The 17,840-nt window shown below is 48.9% G+C and carries 16 protein-coding genes; 8 read left to right on the top strand and 8 right to left on the bottom strand.

All coding sequences use genetic code 11. The features are described 5' to 3' along the window. Positions 1 to 290 precede the first annotated feature (290 nt). From ACKFKH_RS29050 to ACKFKH_RS29035, 4 genes are all read right to left on the bottom strand, one after another. Positions 291 to 602 carry a hypothetical protein gene (locus tag ACKFKH_RS29050; protein WP_446861852.1) on the bottom strand — a complete coding sequence of 104 codons (312 nt, stop codon included), beginning with the start codon at positions 600 to 602 and terminating at the stop codon, positions 291 to 293. Then, positions 589 to 882, bottom strand: a complete 294-nt coding sequence (locus ACKFKH_RS29045) for a BrnT family toxin (RefSeq protein WP_446861851.1) — start codon at positions 880 to 882, stop codon at positions 589 to 591. The genes ACKFKH_RS29050 and ACKFKH_RS29045 overlap by 14 nt, the downstream gene beginning before the upstream one ends. Positions 883 to 1,000: 118 nt before the next feature. Further along, complete coding sequence (locus ACKFKH_RS29040; RefSeq protein WP_446861850.1) at positions 1,001 to 1,321, bottom strand: type II toxin-antitoxin system RelE/ParE family toxin; 321 nt, start codon at positions 1,319 to 1,321, stop codon at positions 1,001 to 1,003. Next, positions 1,318 to 1,569 (bottom strand): ribbon-helix-helix domain-containing protein, encoded by a 252-nt coding sequence (locus ACKFKH_RS29035; RefSeq protein ID WP_446861849.1) that lies wholly within the window; start codon positions 1,567 to 1,569, stop codon positions 1,318 to 1,320. The genes ACKFKH_RS29040 and ACKFKH_RS29035 overlap by 4 nt, the downstream gene beginning before the upstream one ends. Positions 1,570 to 1,659: 90 nt before the next feature. On the opposite strand from ACKFKH_RS29035, the gene ACKFKH_RS29030 reads away from it, so the two are divergent. The 6 genes from ACKFKH_RS29030 (at position 1,660) to ACKFKH_RS29005 (ending at position 10,388) form a co-directional block, all read left to right on the top strand. Continuing rightward, a complete protein-coding gene (locus ACKFKH_RS29030) occupies positions 1,660 to 1,797 on the top strand; it encodes a hypothetical protein (protein ID WP_446861848.1) in 138 nt (45 codons plus the stop codon). Between the two features lie 325 nt (positions 1,798 to 2,122). Beyond that, positions 2,123 to 4,756, top strand: a complete 2,634-nt coding sequence (clpB, locus tag ACKFKH_RS29025; RefSeq protein WP_446861847.1) for an ATP-dependent chaperone ClpB — start codon at positions 2,123 to 2,125, stop codon at positions 4,754 to 4,756. 238 nt (positions 4,757 to 4,994) lie between these two features. Next, a complete protein-coding gene (locus tag ACKFKH_RS29020) occupies positions 4,995 to 5,726 on the top strand; it encodes a hypothetical protein (RefSeq protein ID WP_446861846.1) in 732 nt (243 codons plus the stop codon). 276 nt (positions 5,727 to 6,002) lie between these two features. Next, entirely contained in the window at positions 6,003 to 6,518 is a 516-nt protein-coding gene (locus ACKFKH_RS29015) for a hypothetical protein (protein WP_446861845.1), read from the top strand. Positions 6,519 to 6,882: 364 nt separating this feature from the next. Next, a complete protein-coding gene (locus ACKFKH_RS29010) occupies positions 6,883 to 8,298 on the top strand; it encodes a hypothetical protein (RefSeq protein ID WP_446861844.1) in 1,416 nt (471 codons plus the stop codon). A gap of 329 nt (positions 8,299 to 8,627) precedes the next feature. After that, a complete protein-coding gene (locus tag ACKFKH_RS29005; RefSeq protein ID WP_446861843.1) occupies positions 8,628 to 10,388 on the top strand; it encodes a DUF3352 domain-containing protein in 1,761 nt (586 codons plus the stop codon). Between the two features lie 85 nt (positions 10,389 to 10,473). On the opposite strand, the gene ACKFKH_RS29000 is transcribed toward ACKFKH_RS29005, so the two are convergent. Continuing rightward, positions 10,474 to 10,905, bottom strand: a complete 432-nt coding sequence (locus ACKFKH_RS29000; RefSeq protein ID WP_446861842.1) for a pentapeptide repeat-containing protein — start codon at positions 10,903 to 10,905, stop codon at positions 10,474 to 10,476. Between the two features lie 480 nt (positions 10,906 to 11,385). Here ACKFKH_RS29000 and ACKFKH_RS28995 point away from each other — a divergent pair, with 480 nt between their 5' ends. Then, positions 11,386 to 11,814 carry a hypothetical protein gene (locus ACKFKH_RS28995; protein WP_446861841.1) on the top strand — a complete coding sequence of 143 codons (429 nt, stop codon included), beginning with the start codon at positions 11,386 to 11,388 and terminating at the stop codon, positions 11,812 to 11,814. A 315-nt stretch (positions 11,815 to 12,129) separates the two neighbouring features. After that, entirely contained in the window at positions 12,130 to 13,476 is a 1,347-nt protein-coding gene (locus tag ACKFKH_RS28990; protein WP_446861840.1) for a four-carbon acid sugar kinase family protein, read from the top strand. 147 nt (positions 13,477 to 13,623) lie between these two features. On the opposite strand, the gene ACKFKH_RS28985 is transcribed toward ACKFKH_RS28990, so the two are convergent. The 3 genes from ACKFKH_RS28985 to ACKFKH_RS28975 form a co-directional block, all read right to left on the bottom strand. After that, positions 13,624 to 14,781, bottom strand: a complete 1,158-nt coding sequence (locus tag ACKFKH_RS28985; protein WP_446861839.1) for a beta-fructosidase — start codon at positions 14,779 to 14,781, stop codon at positions 13,624 to 13,626. 442 nt (positions 14,782 to 15,223) lie between these two features. Next, a complete protein-coding gene (locus tag ACKFKH_RS28980) occupies positions 15,224 to 16,285 on the bottom strand; it encodes a methyltransferase (RefSeq protein ID WP_446861838.1) in 1,062 nt (353 codons plus the stop codon). Positions 16,286 to 16,359: 74 nt separating this feature from the next. Beyond that, entirely contained in the window at positions 16,360 to 17,733 is a 1,374-nt protein-coding gene (locus ACKFKH_RS28975; protein WP_446861837.1) for an ATP-grasp domain-containing protein, read from the bottom strand. Positions 17,734 to 17,840 lie beyond the last annotated feature (107 nt).

The following is a 17,840-nucleotide window of genomic DNA, read 5'->3' as shown; positions in this document are numbered from 1 at the left end:
TGAAATGACCTCAAACCCAGGAGTAGTCTCGCTTGTAAATTCTCGGAAAGGTCTATTGTTTCCAGTAAGCTTTGTACAATTTGCATACAGCTATCGATTTGGTGCGTCTTTTTTCTGATCAGCACCCTAAGGGATCGATAGCTTTCTTGTCCATCCCCTCAACTAAAAACTGTCCGAACCATTGCACCAAGGGAGCTTTTGGCTAAGTAAGTACTACGGATTGAGGAATGTAGCTATTTGCCTCATAGCCCAAAAAATCAAGGCAGCACCGAGGCGATTTTGAGGTGTATTTACTTTGCCTCTAGTGAAATTTCCTGCAAGATTTGAGTAACCTCGTCTTCTGAATAGTTATGCCTTGCCAAAACCTTTGCAGTCGAAGCTAGCACTTGATTGGTAAACAATTGACTCAGATCCTGACGCAAACATTTGCCAACATAGAGCTTGATTAAGGCTTCTAATGACATATCTCGCTGTGCTGCTACCTTTCTAAGCGATGCCAGCGTATCTTTCGGGATTTGGATAGAAACTGCTTCAGAATCGCGCGGATGCACCCGCAACACCAAATCTTCTTCTGATACTAGGTTTTCATCAAGACTGCTCATATAACCTCCGCTCAATACGAGTGGCAACACGGGCTGAGATCATTCTAATTCTTTTCCCCCGCTCAAGATGAATCACAAGCAGGAGCCGTTCAGCCAGAGAATATCCTAAAGCAAATTCTCGTTCCTCAGACTTTGCTGATGCATCACCAACGACGTGAAAGGGATCGAGGAAAACCTCTGCCGCCTCCTCAAAGGTTACTCCATGCTTCTCAAAATTGCGTTGGGCTTTGGTTTCATTCCACTCAAACTCAAACCCCTCCAGGCGATACGTAATGTTCATGCCTCAATTCTCTCTGTTCCCACCAACCAGCCGTTGCTTCCACTCGCTCTCCCATAACAATACAGCGAATCAAACGGCGATCGCTGTTCCAGAATCCACTCCACGAGGCGATCGCGGCTTACCCCTCTCCTTCCAAAATGCTGCTGATGTCTTGTGTGGCGTACAGAATTCTCACAACTTCGATCGCATCATCCCGTTCAAAGTAAAAAACCAGGTATTTCCTGAAATCCTTCACTGCCCATTTCCGTAATCCTTGTAAGCGAGGATCTTCGACGGAGTAAAGACTGCCTATTCCTGGCATTCTGGCAAGTTGGGCGATCGTAGATCTTGCCGAGTCAAAGAATTTCAAGGCTGCTTCAAAGTTATTCTCAGCAATGTAGGCAAAGTGATCGTCTAAATCCTGGCTTGCCTTCGGTCTGATGATATTTCGCTTGGTCATGCATCCGACTGTTGAAAACGTTCAACTAATTGAGTACGCTTTTGTTCCCACCAATCATCCGTCGTCTCCACTGGCTCCCCGCTCTCTAGACCCTCAAGCAATAAGGATTCAATTTGCTCTTGCTGGGTGATACGCTTTTGCTCCCGCAAAATTAGATGATAGACGTACTCATTGGTGGAGTTGAAGCCTGCGGCGATTGCTTGCTCCTCTACAAAAGTTTGAACCTGGTCTGGAAGAGAGATGTTCATCATTCACTAACAACCTCAAACCGTGGATTTTCTGCTTTTAGAATAGCTAAAAACACGGCTCGACTCGGCTCAGAAGTGATCAATCAAAAAATGATTCGACTGCTCGCACTGGCAAAAGAAACCAGTCAGCCTTTGGTCGCTCCTTGTTCTAACGACGATCGCCTCGAAATCAACAACATGAATTCGATGGAGTTTTTTCGCTTCGTTATTGAGCGCTTCGCTCCCTAAATCCCCCATTCTGAGGAACCTTGAATCAGCACAATTTCTTTGAACTCTGGAATTTCTTTGGTCAAAGTCCCCCAAAATTGGGGGATTTAGGGGGCTGAAGGCGATTCTAACGAAGCGAGTCCCTCTTATCGAATTCACGTTAAAGCAAATTCAAATTTGAGTGGGGCAAGGAGCTAGACAAACTTCTTGCCTGTTCGTTTTTTAAACCACTTGAGCGGACGGCCAACGCGATCGCGAATTGCTCACCGCTAACAGCAAACAGCCAACAGCTAAAAGCTACAATGAAGTGTCTAGAGGCAGCTTTACAAAGATTTACTACGAGAACATGCAACCTACTGATCCGAGCAAATTTACAGACAAAGCATGGGAGGCGATCGTCCAGGCACAGGATGTAGTTCGTCGTTATCAACACCAAAATCTAGAAGTCGAACATCTAATCACCAGCTTGCTCGAACAAAAAGACGGTCTGGCTAACAAAATTTTGACCAAAGCAGGCATAGAAGTGCAGCGGTTTGGTCAGCAGATCGAAGACTTCACCAAACGTCAGCCCAGAGTCGGCAGTAGTGAACAGCTTTTTTTGGGACGCTATCTTGATACGATGCTCGATCGCTCCGAAGCTGCCCGCAATACCTGGCAAGACGAATTCATCTCAGTCGAACATTTCCTGATCGGATTTGCCAACGATCCCCGATTGGGAGTGCGGCTATTTCGAGGCTTTAACCTGGACACAGCCAGACTCGAAGCGGCGATCAAGGACGTTAGAGGCAGTCAGAAAGTCACCGATCAAAGTCCCGAATCTCGCTATGCGGCCCTGGAGAAATTTGGGCAAGACCTGACCGAGAAAGCTAAAGCAGGCAAGATCGATCCTGTGATTGGTCGCGATGAAGAAATTCGCCGGGTGATTCAAGTCTTGTCTCGGCGCACCAAAAATAATCCCGTACTGATTGGCGAACCGGGCGTAGGGAAGACAGCGATCGCCGAAGGATTAGCCCAACGCATCATTCACGGAGACGTGCCCGAATCGCTCAAAAATCGCATTCTCATCTCGCTGGATATGGGATCGCTGATTGCAGGCGCAAAATATCGCGGCGAATTTGAAGATCGGCTGCGATCGGTGCTTAAAGAAGTGATCAACTCTGATGGGCAAATCGTCTTATTTATTGACGAACTGCATACCGTTGTCGGAGCGGGAGCCACTCAGGGCAACATGGACGCAGGCAACCTGCTCAAACCGATGCTGGCACGGGGCGAACTGCGCTGTATCGGAGCCACCACACTGGACGAATATCGCAAACACATCGAAAAAGATGCCGCCTTAGAGCGTCGATTTCAGCAGGTGTTAGTCGAAGAACCCACCGTCGAAAACACGATCTCGATTCTGCGCGGACTCAAGGGCCGCTACGAAGTTCACCATAAAGTGACGATTACTGATTCGGCTCTGGTCGCCGCCGCTACGCTGTCTTATCGCTACATTGCCGATCGTTTCCTCCCCGACAAAGCGATCGATCTGGTAGACGAAGCGGCCGCCAAACTCAAGATGGAAATCACCTCCAAACCCGCGCCATTAGAAGCGATCGAGCGTCGCCTTCAGCAGTTAGAAATGGAGAAAATTTCCCTCGAAACTGAAAGCAAGCGCACCAACATTGCCGCCAACTTTAGCGCCTCGGCCCGCGATCGCTTAGAGCGAGTCAACCAGGAAATCAAAGAGTTATCCGATAAGCAGAGTACTCTCAACTCCAACTGGCAAAAAGAAAAAGATTTGCTGGATGCGGTCAACGCGCTGAAAGCCGAAGAAGAAGACCTGGGTCGTCAAATCGACAAAGCGCAGCGAGAAACCAACCTCGAAAAAGCAGCCGAGTTGCAATACGGACGCTTGCCCAAACTCTTGAGCGAACTCGAAGAAAAAGAAGCTCACCTGGCCGCCATGCAGTCTGGAGGCGGGGCACTCTTGCGCGAACAAGTCACCGAAGCAGACATCGCCGAGATTGTCGCCAAATGGACAGGCATTCCCGTCAATCGCCTCATGGAGTCAGAGCGCCAAAAACTACTGACCCTAGAAAGCCACCTGCACCAGCGAGTCATTGGACAACAAGACGCAGTAGAAGCGGTTTCGGCAGCCATTCGTCGGGCCCGATCGGGCATGAAAGATCCCGGTCGCCCGATCGGTTCCTTTTTGTTTATGGGGCCGACTGGCGTAGGCAAAACTGAACTGGCGAAAGCTCTGGCGCAGTTTCTCTTTGACGCGGACGATGCAATGGTGCGCCTGGACATGTCGGAATATATGGACAAAAGTTCGGTCATGCGCGTGATTGGGGCGCCTCCAGGCTATATTGGCTACGAAGAAGGCGGCCAGCTTGCCGAAGCGATTCGTCGCAAACCCTATTCGGTGGTGCTGTTGGATGAAGTCGAAAAAGCTCACCCCGACGTATTCAACATTTTGCTGCAAGTGTTGGATGACGGACGAATCACCGACTCTCAAGGGAGAACGATCGACTTCAGCAATACCGTCGTCGTCATGACCAGCAACATTGGCAGCGAACACATTCTGGATATTTCTGGCGACGATTCCAAATATGAGGAGATGCAAACGCGGGTAATGAATGCGCTGCAAAAGCACTTTCGTCCAGAGTTTCTCAACCGCATTGACGATACGATTCTCTTCCATCCGCTGAGTCGGACTGAGTTGGGTCAGATCGTTGTTCTCCAACTGCGGCGCATTCAAGGCATGTTGTCTGACCAAAAAATTGCGCTGGAAATCACGGAACCTGCCCGAAACTATATTGCGGATGCGGGCTACGACCCGACCTATGGAGCGCGTCCCCTCAAACGGGCCATTCAGCGTCAGATCCAAAACCCGATCGCCACCAAGCTGCTAGAAAACGCCTTTGTCGAAGGAGATACGATCGTGATTGACTTTGCAGACGATGCCCTGACCTTCACTAAAAAATCGTCTGCTTGATGCGGATTCAGAATCGGTCTTGGGGCCCGTCGATCAAGGTTTAAATAAATTTCTCATAAAGGGCATTTTTTCAGACGAGAGAAGCTTTAACGATTCGTTTGCGACAAAATCTTCTCCTTTTTGGGGATGCTCTTGAGAATAATCTAAATATTTGTTAAGTTTCTTAAAGAGTCCATTTGCGGCCCTTTGCGGGTAGCTCAAAGAGATCGTTCACCTTATTCTTGTTTGGGCATCCATCATGTCTCAGTCGTCTCGTTTGAAAATTCGCCCCTCGCCCGACGTTGAACAGGTGCTGACATCGCTCACATCGGAGACTGCGGATCTAAAAAGCCAACTGCAAGGTCAAGACAAGTTAGTCAAGGCTTTAGAGCGGCGAGTTGCCCGATCGCTCGACTCGATTCAATCCCATTTGGGACGACTCGACCAGTCTTTTCACAATGACCCCGACTGGCAAAAAACCTTATCGTCAATGGCGGGTGAACTTCATCAATTAGGTGATCTGCTGTCCGATGCGACTTTGCTGCAAAAAATAGAAGCCGGAAAAGTGACAGTGCAGCTAGAAGCGATCGACCTGCACTTACTATTAGATTCTTTAACTCGACATTTATTGGTCGGGCGATCGGGCGTGGCACCTCGTCTGATTTGCAAAATTCCAACTCAATTACCGTTAGTTCTCGCTGATCCTGAACATACAGAAGCGATACTGATGGATCTTTTGGGACGAGCGCTCAAGTATTCTCAACCTGATTCGACGATCAGTTTAGAAGTCAGTTGCTCTGAGTTGTGGGCTGCGATCGAGATTGTCGCCGAGCGATTTGCTCCGGTCGGTCAGCAAGATTTTGCCCCAGAAATTGCCCTTTGCTGCAAGCGAGTCGAGATGCAAAACGGACAAGTTAGCTGTCGAGTGCGATCGGCTAGCTCCACCTCCGTTGCTATCAACCTACCAGTCTCCAACTCAGCACAGCACTGACCACAAAAGAACTTTGGTTTTTCGAGTCTAAAGTCCAAGGTCTTTACAGTCTTCGTAGCGCTAATTTAGAGCACTGTTAGAGCATTGGTATTCTTGAGTCGTTTCCCTACTTTGCAATGCCTGAAACACACTTCACTTTTGGTAGAGCCAAGAGAGGAAGTCATCGATCGCACGATTGGTGGAGAATTCACCGAGACATTACATCGATCGTCACACGGTTCTCAAAGTCTTTATGTAAATCGAGCCATGTTTGAATAGACATTTGACTCAATTTATATGCTCAAAATATTCCTGGGAGTTTCCGCGATCGCAGCCGTTGCCCTACTCCCCTTTCAAGCCTCTGCCAAACAGCCTGATTATGACTGCTACATGCAGACAAACTCCAAACAAATTATTGATTTGACACGATCGGTGTGTGGGTTTAATGCCGAAAAAGCTTCAAAAGCGGTCAAACAAGACGCTGCTTATCTCGCTGACATTAGAAAAATGATGAAAGGTCAAGCCGATCCTACGCTGATTGCAATGGTAGAAACCAATCCATCCTTATTTCTTGAGGCTGCAACTACCTACTGTGAAGCGCGACAGTCTGGTATCTCAGAAGGACAGTTTATGGAACGTCAATACATGCAGGCGTATGAGTCTCTGGAAGCCTATTCTCCCGCTGGTGCAAATCGACAAGAATATGAGCAGAGCCAGCAACAATTTCAACTCAAACTGGTTTCTCTCTCGATCGCAACCTCATTAGCCCCTAAGCACTACTGTCCTCAAGTCGCCTCTCGCTCCATCCGTTAGTTTGTTGATCACAAAATCAGGGACACGACCGTTCACCAACTTGTTAAAGTCAGACCTAACGAAACGTCAGTTCGATGAACGCTTCGCTTCGCTTTTAGATCCAGGAACGCCCCCTAAATCCCCCACGAGTGAGGGACTTTGAACCAGAATTCCTCTCTTAAAGTCCCCCAAAACTGGAGAGTTGGGGGGCAGAAGCGGTGAACAACGAAGCGAAAAAACTCTCATCGAATTCACGTTAACGAAGTACCCGAAAAACAGCTAATTCATCCCGAATACTTTTCCCGTCGGGGATTGAATTGATTTACACTGAATACCGTTTCAAGAATTGTCTGTCAGACAAGCTGCAAAGCGGGACTTCGGCACTATGGCTCCTTCTGTACCAATCAAGGCATCGCGCCGTAAGAATCTGTGGTTTGAACGACTGATGGCGATCGTAGCCACGACTAATCTAGCTCTAGTTGCGTTTGATCTCTCCTATGTTCCGTGGCGCGATTTTTGGTTTCGGCGAGTTCCGGTGGTGACTCAGTGGTACGACCCAATTAAAGGAATTGAACCTCACCGAGATACCGTTGCCTATCTTGAAAATGTCGATGCGTTAGAGCAAGCGTTATCACAAGGAGGATTGCAGAGCGATCAAGTTCAACAACGTCTGAGAGAATTGCGCGATCGCAGTAACGACATCATTCAAAATAACCCTTTTCAAGCGGCCAACAAAAGCGGCACGTTTGAGAAAATCAAAAATCGAATGCGAGAGCAGGTTTTTAACCAACGTCGGGGTGAATCTTCTCGCAAAGCCTTTGAGACGTTTTGGAGCGTCGATTTTTTGACTCAAAGAGGCGTTGCTAACGAACTGCAATTCTTTGATCGCGAGATTCGTCCCTTGATGGCGGTCAACTACTACCGAACGATCGGCGAAAATGGCGACTACACCGAGCGGTTTTGGATCATTGATGCGCCGTTTGTCATTCTGTTTGGGCTGGAGTTTTTGGCGCGATCGTTCTATCTCAGCCGCAAGTATCGAAGTCTGAGCTGGCTAGATGCGATGCTCTGGCGCTGGTATGACGTGTTTTTGCTGATTCCGTTTTGGCGCTGGCTGCGGGTGATTCCGGTGGCAATGCGTCTCGAACAGGCAGGTCTGGTCAGTTGGGAGCGAATTCGCACACAGGCAAGTCAGGGTTTTATCGCCAACATTTCGGAAGAACTGGCCGAAGTTGTGGTCGTACAGGTGATCGATCGCATTCAGGTGTCGATCGCGCGCGGGGAATTTGCTCGATGGGTAGCTCAAACCGCGTCTCGTCCCTATGTTGACCTCAATCAGCGCGACGAAATTCAAGAACTCACCAGCCACATTCTCAAACTGACTGTTTACAACGTGTTGCCCAAAGTCAAACCCGAACTAGAAGCGCTCCTGCGTCACAATGTAGAAGCCATTCTCAGTCAATCACCTGCCTATCAAGCCCTAAAAATGGTGCCTCTAGTGGGAGAGGTGCCCAAGCAGATCAACGATCGCCTGGTTACAGAAGTCACCGAAGGAGCCTATGGCGCGATCGTTACAGCGCTAGAAGATAAAGCAGGTGCCGACTTGTTGAATCGGTTAGTTAAGAAATTTGGTGAAACCCTCGTCTCAGAAGTGAGAGATCAGCGATCGCTTCAAGAACTCCAGTCTTTGGCGACAGATTTGCTTGAAGAAATCAAAGTCAACTATGTCAAGCGAGTTTCGGCAGAAGATATCGAAGGATTTTTGGAAGAGGCTCGTCAGATTCGCAAGATTCAACGATAGCTATTTCAGGTAGGCTGTCCGCTATGACCATCGCTAAGTTCCCCACGAGTGAGGGACTTTTGTTCGCTACGTCTATTGCTTCACGGTTTGAAGAACCGATCGGTCTCTCTGCCTGGTTAAACCATTCCTCTTTCAGCAACGCCCATTTCCTGACGAGCCTCTTAGCTACAGTCTTTTAGCTGCTGTGCGGGTCAATCAACTTCCTTCGTTCACAAATTCGTGATCGCCCGGAACCTTGTGCTGAAATAATGAGGCTGGGTAGATTGGTCAAACTTTGAAACACTGCCGATCTGACTCCACGAACTGATCCGTTTTGTCTGGACTGACCCATGAAGCTTCGTTCATTTTTCTATCTGCTGGGAACGATCGCCGCTGGCTTGCTGTTGACGGGCACGATCGGCGTTGTCTGGCTATTTGCTCAAAGTCCGCTAGGGTTGCTCAAAGGCGGCCCAGAAACTACGCCGTCGGCTGTAATCTTTGTGCCCAAGCAGGCTCCTGTGATGGCCTCGTTGATGGTCAACCCTGATCGCTTAGAATCCCTTCGACTCTTAACCGCAAAACCGCAAGACCGCAAGCAGGCGAGATCGGAGTGGAACCAGTTTCAGCAAAGTATTCTTGGTACGTCTGGCTTGGACTACTCGCAAGACATCAAACCCTGGCTAGGCAACGAGATCACGCTGGCTGTGACGACATTAGACAGCGATCGCGACCCCGACAACGGACAACAACCCGGATACTTACTCGCCGTCACCACCAAAGATGCCGAACGATCGCGCGAATTTCTGCAAATCCTCTGGCAAAAACGAGCGATCGCTGGCGCAGAGCTAGTCTTTGAGCAATACAAAGGCACCAAGCTGATTTACAGTCGCGATTCAGAAGCAGCCCAACAAAACCTCCCAAAAACCTCCGGCAGTCAAAAAAATTCTCCTCACGCCTCACGCCTCACGCCTCACGCCTCTTTTGCCAGCGCTGTCGTCGGAAACCGCTTTGTCTTGTTTGCCAATCGTCCTAAAGTGCTGCGGGATGCGATCAATAACGTTCAGGCGATCGAGCTAGGGTTGGGCAGTTCGGCAGACTATCAAAAAGCGATCGCTCATCTCAAACAAGGCAGAATCGGCATCGCTTTTTTAAATTTTCCTCAGTTGTCTAGCTGGGCTGGCAAACCAGTCGCCGAGGATGCTGTCGGATATGAAAGTCTAGCGATCGCGCTGGGAGTCGATCGTCAAGGCTTGATCGCAGAAACCGCGTTGCAAACCGATGGACAGGGCGCTCATTCTGCGGCACTTTCTCAACCTGTGGGCGCACTCCAATACATTCCAGACAGTCCGCTCTCTGCGTCCGGCACCGATCTAGCGCAACTGTGGAACGACCTGTCGCGGGGCGTTTCTAGCTATCCCGATCTGGCGAAATGGATCAACCAGCCGATCGACGCGCTTCAACAACAGTGGAAACTGAACTTGCCAGAAGATATTTTTAGCTGGGTTAAGGGCGAATATGCGCTGGGATTGGTGCCCGGAGGAGAGAGGAGAGAGGAGAGAGGAGTGAAAAGTGAGGAAGAGAAAGGGCTGAATTGGGTGTTTGTGGCGGATAAGTCTACTGAGAAGGCAGAAGGAGCGATCGCTCATCTAGACGATATTGCCAAGCAGCAGGGGGTGAGTGTTGGGTCGCTGCCACTGGGCGATCAGACCGTTAACGTTTGGACTCGGCTTTCTACATCAGATTTGACCAAACCAGGACAGAAGGCCGTCGAAGCTAAAGTGACTGGAGTCCATGCCGCTGTCGGTAACTACGAGATTTTTGCCCCATCGGTCGAAGTGCTGAGTGACCTGCTCAAAGCTCCAAAAAATCCCATTACTCAAACCAAAAAATTTGGGGACGCGATCGCCCCCTTCTCAAAACCTAACAATGGCTATTTGTTTATCGATTGGGAGCAAGCGCAGCCAATTTTAGAAAATCGCTTCCCCTTGTTCAAAGTGGTAGAACTGGCAGGACAACCATTTTTAGAACATCTACGATCGCTCACCGTCAGCAGCTATGGCAGCGAATCAGGAATCCAAAGAGGTAGCATTTTTGTGAAATTGGAGGGCTAGGGAACGACATTAGACTAAAGACACCCCGCTGAATATGCTTCTTTGTTCAGAGTCCAAGTCTACAGTCCAAAGTCCAGAGTCTCTCTCACTCTCCTCCAACGTTAATGCCGCTTCCAAATACTTCTGCATTCTGAATGTTTGCACCCGTGAGAACTGCCCCAGAGGTGTTGGCGTTGTAGAGTCTTGCGTTAGCTAGATTTGCGTCCGTCATGATGGCGTAATCCAGGCTGGCATTGGTCATAAATGCATTCGTCAGATTCGCGTTCTTAAGGTTTGCACCTGTCAAATCTGCCCCCTCTAGATTGGCACCGCTCAGATTTGCACCCTGTAGGTTTGCGTTCCGCAGATCTGCACCCAAAAGATGTACACCGCTCAGGTTGACTCCTGCCAAATTGCACCCGGAACATTCACCCGTTTCGAGCAGTCTTCTCATTTGGTCAGGGTTTTCGGCTCTCGCAGGAAGTGCCACACAGATGGCTGTCAGTAAAGCAAAAATCCCGATCGTGTTGACTTTCATTTTCTTCATCCTCCAGAGTGTTCGGAGCGATTCAATCTTGCGTGTCTATCAAGGGTGGACTTGAATCTCTCAGTAGATCCAAGAGCTTTTACGTGAATTCCGCAAATTGGTCTCAAACCGATTCAGATATTCATATTTAACTCAAAAATTTAGCGACGACCGTCGTCCGTAGAGAAGAACTCTGGTCAGTCAATGGGCTGATTTAGCAATGGGCTGATTTAGAAACCGATCTCTTCGAGTGACCCGTAAGAGGTCACTTTCAGTCGTAGCGGGGGCGATCAGTTCTTTCACTCCTCTCACAATTCTATTTTCGCAGTTTTGAGTGAAAGCAGATTAATGCGAATTAGAAGTTTACTAAGGGGGGAGCGATCGTCATTTCTACAAGCCGTTTCTAAACCTGCTAGAAAAACGCTCTACAGTCTTTTAATGTTAGTTAACATAAGTTAAACTGATTTAACATATTGAAGTTAGGAACCGACGATGACTGGATTTCTTCGTGGACTGTTTAGTGGCAAAGATAAATCTGACTCAGAACCAAAAGCAGAAACCCCCAAACCCGCAAAACAAAAACCAATTCCCGCTCCCAAAAACTCCAGTGCTTTCTTTCTAGACGCAAACGAGGCACAAACCTACGGCGATCTAGACTACATGCGGGCTTCCAAAAAGGTCAAACGTACTTTTCCTAAAACCGTCGATCAGCCCGATGAAATGGAGCTTGTCCAGGAAGTATCCGCCACCAAGCGCATCGTCGAAAACGGCAAACAAGTCACCGTACCCAACTCAGTCGTGATGCCCCAAAACGCTCAACAGCCTGTGATCGAAGTCAAAAAGGATGAAAGCGTTGATCGTCGCAAAGCTGACTCAAGCATGGATATGTTCCGCAATATGGCGCGAGATATTCGTAAGTAGAAGGGATAGGAATGAGGGATGAGTCAGGGTTTTGTGTAGAAAGTGAAGTTGTAGAGAATAAAAGAACTTTGCTGATTGGAGAGATGAATCTGTGGGAAGTGTCCATCTTTTCGCCCCCTAAATCCCCCAAAATTGGGGGACTTTGAACCTTGGGTTTCCCGCCGCTTTGGGGCAATTCATCCCCTGATTCAGCAACGCCAATAAAAGAACTTTGCGTCGATCGATCTGACATTACTTTTTTCATCTCTCCTCCCTCCTCCCTCCTTCCCTCCCTTTCCTGGTAGATTGAGCGAAGGTAGACTGCCAGGTGAGTTGATGAGTACACGACCTAAGATTATTGTTCTGGATGATGACCCGACGGGTTCCCAGACGGTTCATAGTTGTCTGTTGCTGATGCGGTGGGATGTTGAGACGCTGCGGATTGGGCTGGCTGACGAGGCTCCGATTTTCTTTGTGTTGACTAACACTAGGGCGCTGACTCCAGATAGAGCAGCCTCCGTCACGAGAGAAGTTTGTCAAAATCTTAAGCAGGCGATCGCCCTCGAAAAGATTCAAGATTTTTTAGTCGTCAGTCGGTCTGATTCCACGCTGCGGGGACATTACCCGATCGAGACGGATGCGATCGCACAGGAGCTTGGCCCGTTTGATGCTCACTTTCTAGTTCCTGCCTTTTTTGAAGGGGGACGCACCACGCGAGACAGCATTCACTATCTGAAGGTCAACGGGGTCGATACGCCAGTTCACCAAACTGAGTTTGCTAAGGATTCCGTGTTTGGCTATCAGCATAGCTATTTGCCCGATTATGTCGAAGAAAAGACCAAGGGACGGATTCAAGCCGCGCAGGTAGAACGGTTTTTGCTGGCGGAGATTCGGTCTGGGGTGAGCGACCGCTTGCGGGTATCTCAAAGAGATCGTTTGCTGAATTTGCACCACAATCAGTGCTGTGTCGTCGATGCCGAAACTCAGGACGATTTAAATCGATTTGCAACGGATGTGTTGACGGCCGCTTCAACCGGAAAGCGGTTTTTGTTTCGCAGTGCAGCGAGTGTGTTGACTGCCCTGGCGCAATTACCCAAACAGCCGATCGCCCCTGACGAAATGGCTCGATACGTGCGGGCAGGCAAGCCGGGAGCGGTGATCGTTGGTTCTCACGTCAAAAAAACCACCGAGCAACTTCAAACTCTTCTACACACGCCGGGAACGGTGGGCATTGAGATTGAGGTATCTCAGTTATTAGACGCTGGCGATGCGCGTACTACGCTACTTAGCGACACGCTTAAAAAAGTTAACGATGCTCACAACGCAGATAAAACGCCTGTCATTTTCACTAGCCGCCAGGAACTCACTTTCGATAGTGTGCAAACTAGACTGGATTTTGGCGAAGCGGTTTCTGGATTATTGATGGATGTGTTGCGATCGCTCCCCTCTGATATTGGTTTTTTGATCAGCAAAGGGGGCATTACGTCCAATGACACGCTGAGTAAGGGTTTGGCGTTGAGAACTGCAAATCTGCTGGGTCAAGTATTGGCGGGAGTTTCAATGGTACGAACGCCTGCCGATCATCCCGACTTCCCTAATCTTCCCGTTGTGCTGTTTCCGGGCAATGTTGGAGACGCGATCGCCTTGGCAACAGTTTATCAACGCTTGAGTAAGCATGTTTGAGCGGGTTTGAGTTCTCTCGCCCCCTAGATCCCCCAATTCTGGGGGACTTTGACTAAGTTTGACTGATCAATTGGTTGCAGCTTATTTTCAACTTGGTATTAGTGATTCGTTCTTAGCCATTAATTGACGAGACTAACCACCGAATTTTCACAACTCAAATGGGATAGCTATCGGGTTGGCTGCGTCAAAAAAAAGTTGGATACGATCGCGCTCCTTCCAAGTTGCTCTCAGGGCTGAAGAGACTCCCAGCGTATGCAGACGGTGATACCACCCATAAGCAATGAAGTCGTCTAAGCGCTCGGTCACAGGTAAAAAGTTCATGCCATACATGCCCACCCGATCGCTACCCGGAACGATTGATTCGTTCTCAAACATGGGCAGATAGGGGCCCGTTACCGCATCGGAGACATACCAATACAACGTTGAGTTGGTGATGTAGCGAGAATTAACTTGACTTAGCCAGCTTGGATTGAGATAGACCCGAAAGCAAGAAAAGAACAGATGATAGCGTCCATTTTTGAACAATACTTGTGGTCGCTCCATGTGGTAAAAGGGCCAATGGTCAGCGGTTTCTAAAGTTGGGGCAGAGACAGGCGGCAAGAGTTGATAAGGTCCGGCGATCGTATCACTGACGGCTAACCCCACACAGCCCTGAAAGTTGCCGGGAGTTTTGGCACTGGCACAAATAAACAAGTAATAGCGATCGTCCTGGGGATCTTTGAACACATAAGGATCGCGCCAGTGAACGTGTTGGGTTAAATTGCAGCGACCATACCAGGGATCTTGCTCAGTGGGAATCAATGGAAAATGGTCAAGTTGACGCTGCCAATGAAGTCCGTCGGTGGAGGTGGCTAACGCGATCGCTTCATTTCGCAAGTCGGGCATTTCTTTGCCGCCTGCTGAATAAAACAGATAGAGAACGCCGTCTTCTTGGTAAGTGCAACCCGCGCAGATGCGACCAGATTCCCAGGAGTGATTGGGGTTGGGTTTGAGGAGCGTCCCTAGATCGTGCCAGTTCTCTAAGTCCTCAGAGACCGCCCCACAGAGGTTGCTGACTGTCCACCAGGGCGTTTGGCCTTCGAGTCCGCGCAGGTAGTAGAGACGATAGAGATTGCCCGTTTTGAGAATCCACGGGTCCCAGATCATGGGTTGTTTGGGACGGAGCGATCGTAAGAGTCCGGTCATCGCCTCGCCTAATTGAATCTGACTGCGCTCGATCAAACTAGCTTTGACCAATTCAGAAACGCCCGTGGGCAATGATTCAAGCTGGCTAAGAATTCGACGTTGGAAGGGTGACAGTTGCATGTCAATGTTTAGACAAAAGATTAGACAAAAGAGAGTAAGAGTGGTTGAGGAAAGCGATCGTAATTTAGCAAGAATTAGATCTTGGCTAATTTGATGAGGTGTGTTTGATGTAGGTTATTCCCCCCGTTGTTCAAATCTTTTGCCCCCAAACTGCCAATTCTTTACCATGTACACACAAGTCATAAATTGCTTCGTTTCAGTCGGCTTCAGCCCCCTAAACCCCCCACCAGTGAGAGACTTTGAACCCCTGAGAAATTGCTTGAACTGTGAAAATCTTTCTATTTCAAAGTCCCCCAGAATGGGGGATTTAGGGGGCGAAGGATCTCGGCAATGATTGACCAATCCACTTGTGGGTACACGGTAGGCCAATTCTAGGGGACTTCATAACCAAAGTTTAATGTCTAATGTCCAGCGTCTATTGAACTAATGTCTAATATCTTTCTCAAGCGAGTCCAAATTCCATTGCTGATAGATTTGTCCCGGTGTCTACTGTTTTCTCTAACTTAAAGCCGCATTCTTCAAACAGCGTTTTGAATTGTTGTCGTGTTCGCCAAGCGCCACCGGGGACGGAAACCATGATTTGCACTGCGAAAAGTCCGGGCATGATGCCGTCTGGAGCAGTTTTGGGGTCGTCGAGATCAGGAACAAACGCTTGCAGAAGAATGATCTTGCCGTAGGGAGGAAGTGCAGCCCGACAGTTTTTGAGAATCACACGAGCGTCGTCATCGTTCCAGGCAGAGATGAAGTACTTCATGACGATCGCATCCGCCCCCGTCGGGACTGCCTCAAACACATCACCAGAAACAATGTCGATCGCACCTTCAGCAACTCCCAATTTCTGCAAATAAGCAGGAGCCGTCGCCGTCACATAAGGGACATCAAACAACATCCCTTTGCAGCCAAAACGCTTGACGATATTGCCAATCAAACCGCCCTGACCGCCGCCCACATCCATAATTGTCGAGAAGCGATCGAAGTCATAAACCTCTAACAGTGCATCAACGGCATGGTCGGTCAAAAAGCTCATCGCATTCATAAACATATCGCCGCTCCGGGGGTCGTCCTGGCAGAAGTCATACACTGATTTGTGGTTGGCCCGCTCAAAAGCGACTTCTCCTGTGTGCAGAGCGGCTTCAAGCTGATTCCAGGCATCCCATTGGGCAGGCTCGGTGATATGCATTGCAAAATGTCCGATCGACGGCCCGTGATTCGTGACTAATAGTGTCGAAGTTTCAGTCGGGGCAAAGATGCGATCGGGGCGTTCTTCTAGTATGTCTAAATGAGCAAGGGCCCGCAGGACAACATAGAGACGATCAACTTTGGTTACGGTTTTGTTAGCCAGCGTTTCGGCTGATTGTGCGCCTTCGTCGTGCAGTAGGTTGAAAATGCCCAGGTGCGTTGCAACATAAAGACATTGACTTTGCCAAAAGGCTTGAATCATGCCAAAGATTTTGCGTTTGGCTTCGGTGTTGGTGGGCGCGATCGACAAGGGGGTTGTTGTCATGAGTGTTGAGTGTTGTTGGACATTGGACATTAGACATTGAACATTGAACTTTGGTCTAACACTGAAGGCTTTAGCTAGTCGCCTCCTAATTCGACGAGTTTGCCAATGTTGAAGTCGATGCGAATCCAGCCAGCAGTCCGACGTAGATTGTCGAGGAGTAGTAAAGGAATTTGCCAGTGGTGAACCATGAGAAAGGGGAGCGGATCATCAGGCTCAAAAATGGCATCTTTGCCTTGTCGGATTGTTTGCCACCAGTGTTGAAGATCTGACAGCGACCCCTTGCGGGTATCTTGGAGCGATCGCACTTCATTGAGTCGCCAAACTTCGTGATAGATCCAGTAGGTCGGCTTGCTAGTGGGCAAGGGTTGCAACGGTTTTGTGAATGGTTTGTCGGTTAAGTAAGCATCCGCTACATCGGGATGGTTGTAGAACATGGTGATTGCAGAATGAGTCCGAGGATTGCACTCGATCGCATACACTTCACCCTCTTCAGATTGAATAAAGTCAAAGGATGCCTGACCGTTGAGATTTTCTGCTTGAACAAACTTACTGACCCATTGGAGAATCTCTGGCTGATCGACCTGCTGATAGTTGACTTGAAAGGCTGAAGATTTACAACAACAATGCAGTCTTAGTTCACCATCTCGCACGGTGCTGTGGGTGCAATATTCCTGACCGCGAATGAATTCCTGCATGATCCAGGGCTTCTCGTCGCTAATGGGTAGACTGCGGACAAACGCCTCAGTTTCCTCGCGAGTGGGGCAAGGGAGCTTGGTCAAATCCAATCGACGCACAGAATCGTAAGGAATGCTTTTGAGAATGTAGGGGCGCGTTTCACTCGAAAAATCAAAGTCAAGCACCTGTTGAGGATGGGTAATTAAGTAGGATTTGGGAACAGACAGCCCGATCGCTCTCGCTGCTTCCGCAAACGCGAACTTGTCATCCAACATTCGAGTCACATCCGGATCAAAGTGAAACACTTCACAGGAACCCGACAGCACTGACTTAGCCAACGAATCGTAGTAGCTCTGCACGGGACTACACACAGGAACATACACATCAATCTGTTCTTGTTGGACGATCGCCAAAAGCGCCTGAATATAGCTATCAGCATCTGGTTGTGGAGCCGGGATTGTATAGAAGCGATCGACAGCATTTGAGAACCGATGCCCTGTTAGCCAATACTTCTGTGTTTCTGCCAAAACAACGCGATGACCAACTTTGTGAAACGATCGGGCAAGTTGCAGCGCTTTGGTCATTTTGCCGCCCGTGATCAAAATCGTCTTGGGATCATCAGCTTGCACAACAGTAGAATCACCGCGCAGCCAGTGGCCAACCCACGCCCCCAACACCAGACTGAGATTAAAGGGAAGCGCGATCGTGAGCGCCATCAGCGTCAGTAAATTTTGCACGATCGCCCAAATGCGCCACCTAATAGAATTCACCATTGTCGAACTGATAGGAGAGGTTTCTGAACGTAGATTCGATGAAGTCTTTCCGCTACGATGGCTAGGTTAGAAACGTCTCTCAAATTCTGACAAGTCAGGGACTTTGA

This window comes from Phormidesmis sp. 146-20, from assembly GCF_052939475.1.
The sequence above is the reverse complement of the archived record's forward strand: the minus strand, read 5'-3'. Positions and strand labels throughout refer to the sequence as shown.

Excerpts from the sequence above, each read along its gene's own strand:
- ACKFKH_RS28980 (WP_446861838.1), bottom strand. The coding sequence starts at position 16,285 with ATGACAACAACCCCCTTGTCGATCGCGCCCACCAACACCGAAGCCAAA.
- ACKFKH_RS29045 (WP_446861851.1), bottom strand. The coding sequence starts at position 882 with ATGAACATTACGTATCGCCTGGAGGGGTTTGAGTTTGAGTGGAATGAA.
- ACKFKH_RS28975 (WP_446861837.1), bottom strand. The coding sequence starts at position 17,733 with ATGGTGAATTCTATTAGGTGGCGCATTTGGGCGATCGTGCAAAATTTA.
- ACKFKH_RS28995 (WP_446861841.1), top strand. The coding sequence starts at position 11,386 with ATGACTGGATTTCTTCGTGGACTGTTTAGTGGCAAAGATAAATCTGAC.
- ACKFKH_RS29000 (WP_446861842.1), bottom strand. The coding sequence starts at position 10,905 with ATGAAAGTCAACACGATCGGGATTTTTGCTTTACTGACAGCCATCTGT.
- ACKFKH_RS29040 (WP_446861850.1), bottom strand. The coding sequence starts at position 1,321 with ATGACCAAGCGAAATATCATCAGACCGAAGGCAAGCCAGGATTTAGAC.
- ACKFKH_RS29020 (WP_446861846.1), top strand. The coding sequence starts at position 4,995 with ATGTCTCAGTCGTCTCGTTTGAAAATTCGCCCCTCGCCCGACGTTGAA.
- ACKFKH_RS29005 (WP_446861843.1), top strand. The coding sequence starts at position 8,628 with ATGAAGCTTCGTTCATTTTTCTATCTGCTGGGAACGATCGCCGCTGGC.
- ACKFKH_RS28990 (WP_446861840.1), top strand. The coding sequence starts at position 12,130 with ATGAGTACACGACCTAAGATTATTGTTCTGGATGATGACCCGACGGGT.
- ACKFKH_RS29050 (WP_446861852.1), bottom strand. The coding sequence starts at position 602 with ATGAGCAGTCTTGATGAAAACCTAGTATCAGAAGAAGATTTGGTGTTG.
- ACKFKH_RS28985 (WP_446861839.1), bottom strand. The coding sequence starts at position 14,781 with ATGCAACTGTCACCCTTCCAACGTCGAATTCTTAGCCAGCTTGAATCA.
- ACKFKH_RS29015 (WP_446861845.1), top strand. The coding sequence starts at position 6,003 with ATGCTCAAAATATTCCTGGGAGTTTCCGCGATCGCAGCCGTTGCCCTA.
- clpB (WP_446861847.1), top strand. The coding sequence starts at position 2,123 with ATGCAACCTACTGATCCGAGCAAATTTACAGACAAAGCATGGGAGGCG.
- ACKFKH_RS29010 (WP_446861844.1), top strand. The coding sequence starts at position 6,883 with ATGGCTCCTTCTGTACCAATCAAGGCATCGCGCCGTAAGAATCTGTGG.
- ACKFKH_RS29030 (WP_446861848.1), top strand. The coding sequence starts at position 1,660 with ATGATTCGACTGCTCGCACTGGCAAAAGAAACCAGTCAGCCTTTGGTC.
- ACKFKH_RS29035 (WP_446861849.1), bottom strand. The coding sequence starts at position 1,569 with ATGAACATCTCTCTTCCAGACCAGGTTCAAACTTTTGTAGAGGAGCAA.